Raw genomic sequence first — 13,666 nt, 5'->3', positions numbered from 1 at the left:
AGCATCGTGAGTCCGACGGTCCAGCACGTGGCGCGCACCGACACCGGGTTGGCGTCCGAGCTGCGGTTGTCGGTGATGCGGTTCTCGCGGCGGCTGCGCAGCGAGCGCGAGCCCGACAACACGCTGAGCGTCACGGCGCTGAGCGCGATGGGGGTGCTGTTCCGCGAGGGGCCGCTGACGGTCGGTGAGCTGGCCTCCCACGAGCGGGTGCAGCCGCCGTCCATGACGCGCACGGTCACCTGCCTGGTCGACGAGGGGTACGCCGCTCGCGCGCCCCACCCGTCCGACGGGAGGGCCGTGGTGGTGACGCTGACCGACCAGGGCCGCGAGGTGCTGCTGGCCGACCGGCGACGCCGCGACGTCTGGCTGGCGCGACGGCTGCGCGACCTCACCCCTGACGAGCGCGACCTGCTGCGGCAGGCCGCCCCCCTGATCCACCGACTGGCGACCGACGACTGAGCCGGCACCGACACATTCTCTGGGAAAGGCACTGTTGAGCCCCACCTTCCGCTCCCTGCACAACCGCAACTACCGCCTGTACGCCGCCGGCGGGGTCGTGTCCAACACCGGTACCTGGATGCAGCGGGTCGCCCAGGACTGGCTCGTCGTCGTCCTGGCCGGCGCGGCGGGCGGCATCGGCGTCGGCACCGCGCTCGGCATCACCACCGGCCTGCAGTTCCTGCCCGCGCTGCTGCTGTCGCCGTACGCCGGTCTGGTCGCCGACCGGATGAGCAAGCTGAGGCTGCTGCAGGTCACGCAGTCGGTCATGGGCGTGACCGCGCTGGCGCTGGCCGCCCTGGCCATCTCGGGGGTGGTGGAGGTCTGGCACGTCTGGGTGCTGGCCCTCGTCTTCGGCGTGGGCTCGGCCTTCGACGCACCAGCACGCCAGAGCTTCGTCAGCGAGATGGTCGACGCCGACGACCTGACGAACGCGGTCGGGCTCAACTCGGCGTCGTTCAACGCCGCCCGGCTGATGGGCCCGGCGATCGCCGGGCTGCTCATCGCCGCCCTCGGCGGCGGTGCGCAGGCCACGGGCTGGGTGATCCTGCTGAACGGGCTGAGCTACGCCGCGGTCATCTGGGCGCTCCGCTCGATGGCCGAGGACCAGCTTCACCCGACCACTCCCGCCACTCGTGAGAAGGGACAGATCCGCGCGGCGCTGACGTACCTGCGTGGTCGCCCCGACCTGCTGCTGGTGCTCTCGACGGTCGGCTTCGCCGGTGCCTTCGGCCTCAACTTCCAGATGACGTCGGCGCTGATGGCGACCGAGGTCTTCGACAAGGGGGCGGGGGAGTACGGCCTGCTCGGCTCGATCCTCGCGATCGGGTCGCTCACCGGCGCGCTGATGGCGGCGCGGCGCACCCGGGTGCGGCTGCGGCTGGTCGTCGGCTCGGCGCTGGCCTTCTCGGTCGTGCTGGTCGTCGCCGGCCTGGCGCCGTCGTACTGGACCTACGCGGCGCTGGCGCCCTTCACGGGCTTCTTCGCGCTGACGATGATGACGGCGGCCAACGCCACCATCCAGCTCGCCACCGCACCCCAGCTGCGCGGCCGGGTCATGGCGCTCTACGTCATGGTCCTCATGGGCACCACCCCGTTCGGGGCGCCCTTCATCGGCTGGCTCGGCGAGGCCTTCGGCGCCCGCTGGACGCTGATCGGCGGCGGGTTGCTCACGCTCGGCGGGATCCTGGTGTCGATGGCGCTGTTCGCCCGCAACGCCCGTGCCGTCGACCGCGAGGTCGAGGTGCGTCGGACGCTGCCGACCGAGGCCAGCGACCCCGTGGGTGCCCGGTGACGACCCGGGGGATGGGACGATCGTCGACGTGAACCCCAAGCTGCGCCGCCTCGTCATCCCCGTGGCGCTGGGGCTGCTCATCCTCATCGTCGTCGTCGCCGCCCTGGTCTGACGGTGGTTGACCCGCACGAGGTGCTCGCCGTCGTCCGCGACGAGGTGCTCGACGCCGAGCACCTCGTGCGGGCGCTCGCGACCGGGCGGCGCAAGGGCCGGCCCCACCCGGCCTGGGTCGGGCGCGACGTACGCCGCGTCGAGCTGCGGTGGGTCGACCTGCGGGCCGGTCGCCGGCTGAAGGTCGAGGCGTTCGACGCCACCCAGTCGCACACCTCCAACCACGGCCCCGACGAGGCGGCCGCCGTCGTCGACGAGCTGCTGGCCCAGGCGTGGGGCAACTGGCACGTCGACACCGTCGCGCGCACCCACCAGGTGCGCGTCACCAAGCGGGGCCAGGCGCTGCTCCACACCGCCGAGCGGGAGCGGCCGGTGGCGCCCGAGCGCGAGCACGACCGCGCCAAGGACCGACTGCTCGCCCCCGACCACCCGGTGCTGCGAGCGCTCGGCCTCGTCGACGACCAGGGCCGGGTCAAGCCGTCGCGGCAGGGCAAGCTGCGCCAGGTCGAGCAGCTGGTGCGGGCGCTGTCGACCGCCCTCGACGACGCGCTCGCCTCGGGCGCCGTACGCCGCCCGACCCCCGACGAGCCGCTGCGCGTGGTCGACCTGGGCTGCGGCAACGCCTACCTCACCTTCGCCGCCCACGCGTGGCTCGCCGATCGGCTGCCGGTGCGCACCGTCGGGGTCGACGTCAAGGAGCAGTCGCGCGAGCACAACGAGGCGCTCGCCGAGCGGCTCGGGCTGGGCGGGCAGATGGGTTTCGAGGTCGCCGGCATCGCCGAGGCGAGCATGGATCCCGCCCCCGACGTCGTGCTCGCCCTGCACGCCTGCGACACCGCCACCGACGACGCCCTGGCGCGCGCGGTCGCGTGGGACGCCGGGCTGGTGCTCGCCGCGCCGTGCTGCCACCACGACGTCTCCGCGCAGCTGCGCCGCGCCGAGCCGCCCGCGGCGTACGCCTCGCTCGTGCGCGACGGCATCCTGCGCGAGCGCTTCGCCGACACCCTCACCGACGCCCTGCGCGCCTCGTTGCTGCGCCAGCGCGGCTACCGCGTCGACGTCGTGGAGTTCGTCGAGAGCACCCACACCCCGCGCAACACGCTGCTGCGGGCCGTGCGCACCGGTGGCCCGGCGGCGGCCGACGAGCAGGAGCGCTACGCCGCCCTCGTCGCCGACTGGCAGCTGCGCCCCGCCCTGGCCGAGCGCCTGCCGTGAGGCTGTCGCTGGCGGCCGTGGTGGCCAGCGCCGTCTTCTCGTGGCAGGACCCCGCGATCGACGAGAGCAGCGGCCTGGTCGACCTCGGCGCCACGATGGTCACGACCAACGACTCGGGTGACGACGCCCGGCTGTTCGTGGTCGACGGCGACGGCCGCACCGTGCGCACGGTCGCCTTCGACGCCGACGTCCGCGACGTCGAGGCGCTGGCCCCCGCCGGCGACGGCGCGGTCTGGGTCGGCGACGTCGGCGACAACGAGCGCGCCCGCGACGACCTCGCCCTGCACCGGGTGCGGCTCTCCGACGGCGCGACCACGTCCTACCCGGTCCGCTACGCCGACGGCCGCTCCTACGACGCCGAGGCGCTCGTCGCCCTGCCCGGCGGCCGGCTCGCGGTCGTGACCAAGGGCCTGGTCGGCGAGGTCTGGCTGACGCCGGCCAGGCTGCGCGAGGGCGAGCCCAACGAGCTGGTGCGGGTGGCGCGCGTCGGCGGGATGCTCACCGACGGCGCCCGCGACCCCCTCAGCGGCCTGGTGGTGCTCCGCGGCTACGGCGGTGCCACCGTGCACGAGCTGCCGTCGTGGCGCCGGGTCGGCACCGTGCCGCTGCCCCGGCAGCCGCAGGGCGAGGGCGTCTCGGTCGGCCCCGACGGCCGGGTCCGGGTCTCGAGCGAGGGCGCGGGCACGGCCGTGCGGCAGCTGCCGCGACCGCTGGCGGCGTACGCCCCACCGCCGGGGGTGCAGCCACCTCCTCAGCCCGTCGACACCGTCGGGGGCTGGGCGCTGCCCGTCTGGGCGCCGTACGCCGGGATCGGGGGACTGGCGGTGGTGGCCCTCGGGCTGGTGGGGTGGTGGCGGGGTACCCGGCCACCGTCGAGCCGGTAGGGAGGACGACATGACCAGTGCGGTGTACGTCGCCTCGGCGCACGGGTGGACCGGCAAGTCCACGGTCGCGCTGGGGCTGGTCGAGCAGCTGTCGCGCCGGGTCGGACGCGTGGGCGTGTTCCGGCCGGTGGTGCGCTCCGACGCCGACGACTACGTACTCGACCTGCTCGTCACCCACGACGCGGTCGAGACGTCGTACGACGACGCGGCCGGGGTGACCTACGAGCAGGTGCACACCGACCCGGGCGCGGCGATGCAGCGGGTGCTCGACCGCTACCACCGCGTCGCCGCGCGCAGCGACGCCGTCGTCGTGGTCGGCAGCGACTACACCGACGTCGGCAACCCGGCGGAGTTCGCCTTCAACGCCCAGGTGGCGGCCAACCTCGGGGCGCCCGTGCTGCTCACGCTCGGCGCCCACGGCCTCGCGCCGGAGGAGCTGCGCACCCTGGCGGCGGTGACGGTGGAGGACCTCCGCGGCCAGCACGCGACGCTGCTCGGCGTCGTCGCCAACCGGGTCACCGGGCCGGGCGGCGGAGCCCCGTCGCAGGCCGACCTCGACGCGGCCCGTACCGCGGTCGCCGTCGGCGACGCGCTCGCGATGGCGCTGCCCGACGAGCCGCTGCTCGGGGCGCCGTCGGTGGGCGAGCTGATGGCGGCCTGCGACGGCCGGCTGACCAGCGGCGACGAGGCGCTGCTCGGCGCCGAGGCCACGGGGGTCGTGGTCGGCGCCATGACGATGCCCCACGTGCTCGACCGGCTCGCCGAGGGCGCCCTGGTGGTGACGCCCGGAGACCGCCCGGAGGTGGTGCTGGGCGTGCTGACCGCGCAGCGCTCCGACGGCTTCCCGCGCACCTCGGGCATCGTGCTCAACGGCGGCCTCGAGCTGCCCGAGCAGGTACGCCGCCTCATCGCCGGCCTGGGCGCCACCACCCCGATCATCGCCACCGACCTCGGCACCCACGCGACCATCTCGGCGCTCAACGACGTGCGAGGGCGGCTCTCGCGCAGCTCGCCGCGCAAGGTCGCGACGGCGCTGGCGCTGTGCGCCGACCACCTCGACGGCGACGCCCTGCTCGACCGGCTCGTCGTCACCGGCACCGACGTCGTGACGCCGCTGATGTTCGAGCACCAGCTGCTCGACCGGGCGCGCGCCCAGCGGCGACGCATCGTGCTGCCCGAGGGCGACGACGAGCGGGTGCTGCGCGCGGCCGAGACGCTGACCCGGCTCGGCGTGGCCGAGATCGTGCTGCTCGGCGACCCGCGGCGGGTGCGCGAGCGGGCCGCCGAGGCCGGCGCCGACCTGACCGGCGTCGAGGTGCTCGACCCGCACGACCCCGCGCTGGTCGAGCGGCTCGCCGAGCGCTACGTCGAGAAGCGCCGGCACCGCGGCGTCGAGCTGGAGGAGGCGCGCTCGGTCGTCACCGACGTGTCCTACTGCGGCACCCTGATGGTCGACCTCGGCCTCGCCGACGGCATGGTCTCGGGCGCCGCGCACACGACCGCCCACACCGTGCGGCCGGCGCTCGAGGTGATCCGCACGGCGCCGGGCGTCGCGACGGTCTCGTCGGTGTTCTTCATGTGCCTGGCCGAGCGGGTGCTGGTCTACGGCGACTGCGCCATCAACCCCGACCCCACCGCCGAGCAGCTCGCCGACATCGCACGGTCGTCGGCGCAGACCGCGGCCGGCTTCGGGATCGAGCCGCGGGTGGCGATGCTGTCGTACTCGACCGGCACCTCGGGCTCCGGCAGCGACGTCGACAAGGTCGCCGAGGCGACCCGGCTGGTGCGCGAGCGCGAACCGGGGCTGCCGGTCGAGGGCCCGATCCAGTACGACGCCGCCATCGACCTCGCCGTGGCGCGCACCAAGCTGCCCGGCTCCGAGGTGGCCGGTCGCGCCACCGTGCTCGTCTTCCCCGACCTCAACACGGGCAACAACACCTACAAGGCGGTGCAGCGCACGTCTGGTGCCGTCGCCGTCGGGCCGGTGCTGCAGGGGCTGGCCAAGCCCGTCAACGACCTCTCGCGCGGCGCGACCGTGCGCGACATCGTCAGCACGGTGGCGATCACCGCGATCCAGGCCCAGGTGCTGTCGTGACCGCGCCGGTGCTGGTGCTCAACACCGGCTCGTCGTCGCTCAAGCACCGCGTCGTCGACGCCGACTCGGGGTCGGTCATGGCCTCGGGGCTCGTGGAGCGGATCGGGGAGGAGTCGGGGCGCGTCGTGCACCGTGCCGACGGCGAGCACGTCTCCGAGCGGCCGGTCGCCGACCACGCCGAGGCGATCGCGGCCGCCCTCGCCGCCTTCGACGAGCACGGTCCGTCGCTCGCCTCCGTCGGGCTCGTCGCCGTCGGGCACCGGGTGGTGCACGGCGGCACCCGCTTCAGCGAGCCCACCCTCGTCGACGACGAGGTGCGCGACACCGTGCTGTCGCTCGCGCCGCTCGCTCCGCTGCACAACCCCGCCAACGTCGCCGGGCTCGACGCCGCCCGTCGCGCCTTTCCCGACCTGCCGCACGTCGCCGTCTTCGACACCGCCTTCCACCAGACGCTGCCCGAGCACGCGAGCACCTACGCCGTGCCCGCGGCGTGGCGGGAGGCCGGCGTACGTCGCTACGGCTTCCACGGCACCTCCGTCGCCTTCGTCTCCCGGGCCGCCGCGACCGCCCTGGACCGCCCGCTCGACGAGCTGCGGCTCGTGGTGCTGCACCTCGGCAACGGCGCCTCGGTCACCGCCGTCGACCGCGGCCGGTCGGTCGAGACCTCGATGGGCCTGACCCCGCTCGAGGGGCTCGTGATGGGCTCGCGCTCCGGCGACCTCGACCCCGCCGTGCTCGGCCACGCCCGCCGCGAGCTCGGCCTCACGGCCGACGAGGCCGAGGCCGCCCTCAACCGCGACGCCGGGCTGCGGGCGCTGGCCGGCGACAACGACGTCCGCGCCGTCGTCGCGGCCGCCACCTCCGGCGACCCGGCCGCCCGGCTCGCGCTCGACGTCTACGGCCACCGGATCCGCAAGTACGTCGGCGCCTACCTCGCCGTGCTCGGCGGGCTCGACGCCGTCGTGCTCACCGGCGGCGTCGGCGAGAACGCGGCGTACGTCCGCGCCGGCGCCCTCGCCGGCCTCGACCACCTCGGCATCACCGTCGACCCCGCGCTCAACGACTCCGCCCGCGGCCTCACCCGCATCTCGCCCCCCTCCGCCCCCGTCTCCGTCCTCGTCGTCCCCACCGACGAGGAGTGGGAGATCGCCCGGCAGGCGGTGGGGGTGGTGCGGGGCGCTGGTTCCTGATTACCCGCCTGAGCGGGTAATCGGTGACTTGTCGGCTGCCGAAACAGTCACTAAGTCATTGATTATCCGCCCAGGCGGGTAATCGTGGGGCGCGTGTGACTACCCCACCCGCTCCACGACGAAGTCGAGGCAGGCGGTGAGGGCCTCGACGTCGGCGGGGTCGACGGCGGGGAAGGTGGCGACGCGGAGCTGGTTGCGGCCGAGCTTTCGGTAGGGCTCGGTGTCGACGATGCCGTTGCTGCGCAGTACGGCGCAGACGCGGGTGGCGTCGATGCGCTCGTCGAGGTCGAGGGTGGCGACGACGAGGCTGCGGGCGTCGGGGTCGGCGACGTACGGCGTGGCGAAGTCGCGCGCCGCGGCCCAGTCGTAGAGCACCCGGGACGACGCGGTGGTGCGGGCGACCATGGCGTCGAGGCCGCCGGCGGCGAGCATGCGGTCGACCTGCTCGGCGAGCAGGAACAGCGTGGCGACGGCGGGGGTGTTGAGCGTCTGGTCCAGGCGCGAGCTGCTGATCGCGGCGCGCAGGTCGAGGAACGGCGGCACCCAGCGCGAGCCGCCGAGGTCGGTGGCCCGGGCGATCGCGGCGGGGGAGAGGACGGCGAGCCAGAGCCCGCCGTCGGAGGCGAAGGACTTCTGCGGGGAGAAGTAGTAGGCGTCGGTCTCGGCGACGTCGACGGGCAGGCCGCCCGCGCCGGAGGTCGCGTCGACCAGGACGAGCGCGTCGCCGCCGCCCACGCGGCGCACGGGCGACATCACGCCGGTCGAGGTCTCGTTGTGCACGTAGGCGTAGGTGTCGACGCCGTCCTCGTCGTGGGGGAGGACGAGCGAACCGGGCTCGGCGCGCACCACCGAGGGCGCCGCCAGGAACGGCGCGGCGGCCACGGCGTCGGCGAACTTGCCGCCGAACTCGCCCAGCACGACGTGCTGGGCGCGCTCGCGGACCAGGCCGAGCACGGCGGCGTCCCAGAAGGCGTGGGTGCCGCCGTTGCCGAGCACCACCTCGTGGCCCTCGGGCAGCGAGAACAACGAGGTCAGGCCCTCGCGCACGCGACGCACGAGACCGCGGACGGGCGCCTGGCGGTGGCTGGTGCCCATCAGCGTCGTGCCGCCGGCGGCGAGCGCCTCGAGGGTGCCGGTCGGCACCTTGGAGGGACCGGAGCCGAACCGCCCGTCGCGGGGCAGCAGGTCGGCGGGGATCACGAGGTCGTCACGTGCGGGCACGCGACGATCATCGCGGGTCGGGCTCAGCCGTTCTCGCCGAGGGCCACCGTCATGGCGCGCAGCTGCTCGCGCAGCTCGTCGATCTCGTCGCTCGGCAGGCCCGTGGCGGCCGCGATCTCGTCCTGCACCTCGCGGGCGCGGGGCATCAGCGCCTCGCCGGCCGGCTCGAGCGTGACGATGACGGTGCGCTCGTCGTCGACGCCGCGACGGCGACTGATGAGGCTCGCCTCCTCCATCCGCTTGAGCACCGGGGTGAGCGTGCCGCTGTCGAGCTCGAGGCTGCGGCAGATCTCCTGCATCGTCACCTCGGGCTCCTCCCACAGCACCAGGAGCACCAGGAACTGGGTGTACGTCAGGCCCATCGGCGCCAGTCGGCGGCGGTAGGCAGCGGTGAACGCACGCGACGCCGAGTAGGTCGCGAAGCACAGCTGGTCGTCGACGCGCTGCCTCGTGAGAGGTTTCGCCTGCTCGGTGGTCATAAGTCCTAGGGTAAGCGCCGCGTCGAGCCTCCGGGCGTCACGTCCGTACTCTGCGGTACGTGGACGTGTCGCCGCGTGTCGGAATGCCGGTCGAGTGGCAGGTGCGCGCCGTGCCCGTGACCCACCCCGACGCGGTCGCGCTCGTGGCCGAGGTGCAGCAGGAGTACGTCGCCCGCTACGGCAGCCCCGACGAGACCCCGGTGGTGCCCGAGCACTTCGTCGTCCCGGAGGGCCTCTTCGTCGTGGGCTACCTCGACGGCGACCCCGTCGCGACCGGGGCGTGGCGGCGTACGACGGTGCCGCTCGCGGGGGCGAGCCGGGTCGCCGAGGTCAAGCGCATGTACGTCGTGCCGCGCGCCCGCCACCGGGGCCTGGCCCGGGCCGTGCTCGGGCACCTCGAGCGCACCGCGGCCGACGCCGGGTTCGACGGGCTGCTGCTCGAGACCGGCACCAAGCAGCCCGAGGCGATCGCGCTCTACGCCTCCAGCGGCTACGTCGCCGTGCCCGGCTACGGCCACTACCAGGGGTCACCGCTGTCGCGGTGCTTCGGCAAGTTGCTGCGAAAATCGGACAAAAGCGACGTCGCTTCGTAGCGTGGAGGTCCACCCCGGCTGGAGGCCCCCGTGTCCGTCACCCCCGTACGTCGTCTCGTCCCGCTGCTGCTGACCGCCCTGCTGCTGCCCCTGCTCGCGCTCGTTGCCGCCCCGACGGCGGCGACCGCCGCGGACGAGGCGCCACCGGTCGAGGCCTACGCCCGCTACGAGGGACAGAAGAAGTGCTCCCCGAAGGCCAAGCCCGGCACGCTCACGCTGCGCGCCTGGGCCGTGAAGACGTACGGCGGTGCCGCCGGCGGCATCGCGCGCGCGTGCAACGTCGGCGGCGCGTCCGAGCACAAGGAGGGGCGTGCCTTCGACTGGACGCTCGACGCTGACAAGAAGGCGCACCGGGCGGTCGCGAAGAAGTTCCTCGACGCGATCTTCGCCGAGGGCAAGAGCGGCGAGGCCCACGAGCTCGCCCGCCGGATGGGCGTCATGTACGTCATCTGGGACGACACGATGTACGCGTCGTACCGCGAGTTCGCGCCCACGCCGTACGTGAACGCCTCCTGCAAGGGCAAGCCGCTGAAGAAGTGCTCCAAGACCCTGCGCCACCGCGACCACGTGCACGTGTCCCTGTCGTGGGCCGGCGCCCGCGCCACGACCAGCTGGTACGACACCCCCGCCGCCCGCCGCGCGCGCTGACGTCAGGACCTTCTCGAACGAGAAGCTCTTCCACGCCGGCCGTCGTCCGGGTTTCCGACCGATCGGCACCTCTCCGCCCGGCGTGTCGGGGGCTTTTCGTTCGAAAAGCCCCCGACGAGGCGGCCGGGAGTCACTCCCCCCAGGCGGACTGCCAGCCGTCGATGGAGTCGGCGGAGCGCTCGCCGGGGCCGGTGTAGACGGCCGAGGGGCGGATCAGGCGGCCGGTCTGCTTCTGCTCGAGGATGTGCGCCGACCAGCCGCCCGTGCGGGCGCAGGTGAACATCGAGGTGAACATGTTGGCCGGCACCTCGGCGAAGTCGAGCACGATCGCGGCCCAGAACTCCACGTTGGTCTCGAGCACCCGGTCGGGGCGGCGCTCGCGCAGCTCGGCGAGCGCGGCCTGCTCGAGCTCCTCGGCGACCTGGTAGCGCGGTGCCGACAGCTCCTTGGCCGTACGGCGCAGCACCCGCGCGCGGGGGTCCTCGGCGCGGTAGACGCGGTGGCCGAAGCCCATCAGGCGCTCGCCGTTGTCGAGCAGGCCCTTGACGTAGCCGCGGGCGTCGCCGGACTTCTCGACCTGCTCGATCATGCCGAGCACGCGCGACGGCGCACCGCCGTGCAGCGGGCCGCTCATGGCGCCGATGGCGCCGGAGAAGGCGGCGGCGACGTCGGCACCGGTGGAGGTGATGACGCGGGCGGTGAACGTCGAGGCGTTCATGCCGTGCTCGGCCGCGGAGCTCCAGTAGGCGTCGATCGCCTTGACGTGCTTGGGGTCGGCCTCGCCCTTCCAGCGGATCAGGAACCGCTCGGCGAGCGAGGTGCCGGCGTCGACCTCGCGCTGCGGCACGATCGGCTGGCCGATGCCGCGCGCCGACTGGGCGGCGTACGACAGCACCATGACCGCGATGCGGGAGAGGTCCTCGCGGGCCTCCTCGTCGCTGATGTCGTAGGTCTGCTTCATGCCGAGCTGGGGTGCGAGCATCGCGACGCCGGCCTGCACGTCGGCCCGGACGTCGCCGGTGTGCACCGCGAGGTTGTAGGGCTCGGCCGGGGGGAGGCCCGGGTCGTAGGCGCCGTCGATGAGCAGGCCCCAGACGTTCTCGAAGGGCACCCGCCCCACGAGCTCCTCGATGTCGACGCCGCGGTAGCGCAGCGCCGACCCCTCCTTGTCGGGCTCGGCGATGGTCGTCTCGAACGCGACGACGCCCTCGAGCCCGTGGTGCACCTCGGTCATGGGTCCCCTCTTCCTCCAGCGACCGGGTGGCCGCTCGGGCATTGTGCCGTGCGGCACGGACCGCTGGTACCCGCAGGGCGTCGCCGTGACGCCGGACCCCGCCCGGCCCTGGCTACCGTGGCGGCATGAGCGAGCAGCGGCCCGAGCAGCCGGACGACCACCTCGCAGGCCTGCGGCGCGAGTACGGCGACGCCGGCATCGACGTGGGCGACGTGCCCGCCACCCCGCTCGAGGCGCTGCGCCGCTGGCTCGCCGACGCCGAGGCGGCCGGGCTCACCGAGCCCAACGCGATGGTCGTGGCCTCGGCCACGCCCGAGGGTGCGCCGTCGCTGCGCACGGTGCTGCTGAAGGGGCTGGACGAGCGCGGGCTGGTCTTCTACTCCAACTACGGCTCGCGCAAGGCCGGCGAGCTCGAGGCGACCGGACGCGCCGCGGTGCTGTTCCCGTGGCACGACCTGCAGCGCCAGCTGCGCGTGGAGGGCCCGGTCGAGCGGGTCTCGCGCGAGGAGAGCCGCGCCTACTGGGAGCGACGCCCGCGCGGGTCGCAGCTCGGCGCCCTCGCCAGCCCGCAGTCGCGGCCGGTGGCCTCGCGCGAGGAGCTCGACTCGCGCTACGCCGAGGTTGAGCGGTCGCACGAGGGTCACGACGTCCCGCTGCCGGACGGCTGGGGCGGCTACCGCGTCGGCCTCGGCACCGTCGAGCTGTGGCAGGGCCGGGGTGGTCGGATGCACGACCGGCTCGTCTACCGCCCCGACGGGGCCGGTGGCTGGACCCTCGAGCGGCTCGCCCCCTGAGGGCGAACGATCCGAGACCCGGCGTCTCGAAAACCGGGCCAATTCCGGCTGTACCAGTGGCAATAGGGTCGTAACCGGACAACAGGGACTGGCGTTCCCGGTACGGAGAGCGCGCCACGGAGGCGCGCCGGCCCCCGGAGAACGCCATGCTGCTGCTGCGCACCGCCCCCGCCCGTCCGCGACTGGTCGGCCAGCGGAGCCTCGCCGCCCCAGCACTGCGGCGTACGACCACGCTGCGCACCACCACTGGTCGGGCGCCCCGCGTGCTGCACGTCTCGCACATGGCGGCGCCGCACGTCGGCGGCCTGGAGGCCGTCGTCGCCGCGCAGACCCAGGGCCTGGTCGAGCGGGGCTGGCAGGTCGACCTGCTGAGCAGCGCCTGCGGCGCGACCCCGGGCACCTCCCGCGAGAACGACGTCACCGTCACCCGCGTCCGGGCCTGGAACGGCCTCGAGGGGCGCGGCGTCCCGTTCCCCGTCTTCGCCCCGGTGCGGCTGCTGCTCGCGATGCTGCGCAGCGTGCGCCGCTCCGACGTGGTGCACGTGCACGACCCGCTCTACGTCAGCAGCTGGGTCGCGGCGTTCCTGTGCGTGCTCGTGGGGCGGCCGTACGTCGTCCACCGCCACGTCGCGGTCGTCGCCCACCCGTCGTGGGTGGTGCGCACCGTGCAGCGCACCGTGCTCGGCACGATGGGGCGGCTGGTGCTCCGCGGCGCCAGCCGGGTCGTCGCGATCGACGAGCCGATCGCCGAGTGGAGCCGCCGTACCGCCCCGAAGGCGGCGCCGGCGCGGGTGCTCGCCAACGGTGTCGACCACGAGCGCTTCCGCCCGGCCGTCGCCGGCGAGCGTGAGGCGATCCGCGCCGACCTCGGCCTGCCGCAAGACGTGGCGCTGGTGCTCTACGTCGGCCGGTTCGTGCCGAAGAAGGGCTTCGACCACGTCGCCGCCGCGACGGGCGACGACTACCGGATCGTCTTCGCCGGTGGCGAGCGCCCCGAGGGCCTCGACGACGAGCGGCTCGTCTTCCTCGGCGCGCTGAGCCCCGAGCAGGTCGCCCGCGTCTACCGCTGCGTCGACCTGTTCGTCGTCGGCTCGGTCGGGGAGTGCCCGCTGACGGTGCTGGAGTCGCGCAGCAGCGGCCTGCCGGTCGTCGTCAACGCCGACGCCGCGCTGACGTCGTCGCCGTGGACCTCGGGTCCCGGCGTCTGGACCTGCGACGTCGCCGCCCCCGGTGAGCTCGCCGCGACCCTGACCCGCCTCCTCGGCGATCGCGCCGCCGTCGCGACCGCAGGTGCGGCCGCCGCCCGCCACGTCGGTGAGGGCTTCGGCTGGGGCCGGCACCTCGACGACCTGGAGGAGGTCTACCGCGGGCTGGTGCGCGTGCACGCGGCCTGAGACCGCCGGTCGCCAG

General features: G+C 74.4%; 14 protein-coding genes. 11 read left to right on the top strand and 3 right to left on the bottom strand.

The annotated features are described in order from the left end of the window. Positions 1 to 6 precede the first annotated feature (6 nt). Genes ACYU8I_RS10450 through ACYU8I_RS10420 form a run of 7 tightly spaced genes read left to right on the top strand, consistent with a single transcriptional unit; the run spans position 7 to position 7,287 of the window. On the top strand, positions 7 to 459 hold the full coding sequence (locus ACYU8I_RS10450) for a MarR family transcriptional regulator (protein ID WP_460840350.1): 453 nt from the start codon (positions 7 to 9) through the stop codon (positions 457 to 459). Between the two features lie 34 nt (positions 460 to 493). Next, entirely contained in the window at positions 494 to 1,792 is a 1,299-nt protein-coding gene (locus ACYU8I_RS10445) for an MFS transporter (RefSeq protein WP_460840347.1), read from the top strand. Next, positions 1,782 to 1,904 carry a hypothetical protein gene (locus ACYU8I_RS10440; RefSeq protein WP_460840344.1) on the top strand — a complete coding sequence of 41 codons (123 nt, stop codon included), beginning with the start codon at positions 1,782 to 1,784 and terminating at the stop codon, positions 1,902 to 1,904. The genes ACYU8I_RS10445 and ACYU8I_RS10440 overlap by 11 nt, the downstream gene beginning before the upstream one ends. Positions 1,905 to 1,906: 2 nt before the next feature. Next, entirely contained in the window at positions 1,907 to 3,118 is a 1,212-nt protein-coding gene (locus ACYU8I_RS10435) for a class I SAM-dependent methyltransferase (RefSeq protein WP_460840343.1), read from the top strand. Beyond that, positions 3,115 to 4,002, top strand: coding sequence for a hypothetical protein (locus ACYU8I_RS10430; protein WP_460840342.1), 888 nt, complete (start codon positions 3,115 to 3,117; stop codon positions 4,000 to 4,002). Before ACYU8I_RS10435 ends, ACYU8I_RS10430 begins: the two co-directional genes overlap by 4 nt. A gap of 10 nt (positions 4,003 to 4,012) precedes the next feature. Further along, positions 4,013 to 6,097: a phosphate acetyltransferase gene (gene pta / locus ACYU8I_RS10425; RefSeq protein ID WP_460840340.1), complete on the top strand. Its 2,085-nt coding sequence runs from the start codon at positions 4,013 to 4,015 to the stop codon at positions 6,095 to 6,097. Further along, complete coding sequence (locus ACYU8I_RS10420; RefSeq protein WP_460840338.1) at positions 6,094 to 7,287, top strand: acetate/propionate family kinase; 1,194 nt, start codon at positions 6,094 to 6,096, stop codon at positions 7,285 to 7,287. Before pta ends, ACYU8I_RS10420 begins: the two co-directional genes overlap by 4 nt. A gap of 99 nt (positions 7,288 to 7,386) precedes the next feature. Here ACYU8I_RS10420 and serC read toward each other — a convergent pair whose 3' ends face one another. Both serC and ACYU8I_RS10410 read right to left on the bottom strand, forming a co-directional pair. After that, the gene (gene serC, locus ACYU8I_RS10415) at positions 7,387 to 8,508 is read right to left on the bottom strand and encodes a phosphoserine transaminase (RefSeq protein WP_460840336.1); all 1,122 of its coding nucleotides are present in this window, start codon (positions 8,506 to 8,508) and stop codon (positions 7,387 to 7,389) included. A 23-nt stretch (positions 8,509 to 8,531) separates the two neighbouring features. Further along, a complete protein-coding gene (locus ACYU8I_RS10410) occupies positions 8,532 to 8,987 on the bottom strand; it encodes a MarR family winged helix-turn-helix transcriptional regulator (protein WP_460840335.1) in 456 nt (151 codons plus the stop codon). Positions 8,988 to 9,046: 59 nt separating this feature from the next. On the opposite strand from ACYU8I_RS10410, the gene ACYU8I_RS10405 reads away from it, so the two are divergent. Continuing rightward, the gene (locus ACYU8I_RS10405; RefSeq protein ID WP_460840333.1) at positions 9,047 to 9,580 is read left to right on the top strand and encodes a GNAT family N-acetyltransferase; all 534 of its coding nucleotides are present in this window, start codon (positions 9,047 to 9,049) and stop codon (positions 9,578 to 9,580) included. 30 nt (positions 9,581 to 9,610) lie between these two features. After that, positions 9,611 to 10,228, top strand: a complete 618-nt coding sequence (locus ACYU8I_RS10400) for a hypothetical protein (RefSeq protein WP_460840330.1) — start codon at positions 9,611 to 9,613, stop codon at positions 10,226 to 10,228. A gap of 130 nt (positions 10,229 to 10,358) precedes the next feature. Here the strand turns inward: ACYU8I_RS10400 and ACYU8I_RS10395 are convergent, their stop codons facing one another. Beyond that, positions 10,359 to 11,462 (bottom strand): citrate synthase 2, encoded by a 1,104-nt coding sequence (locus ACYU8I_RS10395; protein ID WP_460840328.1) that lies wholly within the window; start codon positions 11,460 to 11,462, stop codon positions 10,359 to 10,361. 125 nt (positions 11,463 to 11,587) lie between these two features. Between ACYU8I_RS10395 and pdxH the strand changes: the two genes are divergently transcribed. Together pdxH and ACYU8I_RS10385 are read left to right on the top strand one after the other, a co-directional pair. Beyond that, complete coding sequence (gene pdxH / locus ACYU8I_RS10390; RefSeq protein WP_460840326.1) at positions 11,588 to 12,256, top strand: pyridoxamine 5'-phosphate oxidase; 669 nt, start codon at positions 11,588 to 11,590, stop codon at positions 12,254 to 12,256. Positions 12,257 to 12,402: 146 nt separating this feature from the next. Then, a complete protein-coding gene (locus tag ACYU8I_RS10385) occupies positions 12,403 to 13,650 on the top strand; it encodes a glycosyltransferase family 4 protein (protein WP_460840324.1) in 1,248 nt (415 codons plus the stop codon). Positions 13,651 to 13,666: the final 16 nt, after the last annotated feature.

The organism is Nocardioides marmoraquaticus (genome assembly GCF_054777915.1).
The sequence above is the reverse complement of the archived record's forward strand: the minus strand, read 5'-3'. Positions and strand labels throughout refer to the sequence as shown.

What these genes read in the sequence shown, in the direction of transcription:
- pta (WP_460840340.1), top strand. Translation starts at nt 4,013, where the DNA reads ATGACCAGTGCGGTGTACGTCGCCTCGGCGCACGGGTGGACCGGCAAG.
- ACYU8I_RS10410 (WP_460840335.1), bottom strand. Translation starts at nt 8,987, where the DNA reads ATGACCACCGAGCAGGCGAAACCTCTCACGAGGCAGCGCGTCGACGAC.
- ACYU8I_RS10395 (WP_460840328.1), bottom strand. Translation starts at nt 11,462, where the DNA reads ATGACCGAGGTGCACCACGGGCTCGAGGGCGTCGTCGCGTTCGAGACG.
- pdxH (WP_460840326.1), top strand. Translation starts at nt 11,588, where the DNA reads ATGAGCGAGCAGCGGCCCGAGCAGCCGGACGACCACCTCGCAGGCCTG.
- ACYU8I_RS10385 (WP_460840324.1), top strand. Translation starts at nt 12,403, where the DNA reads ATGCTGCTGCTGCGCACCGCCCCCGCCCGTCCGCGACTGGTCGGCCAG.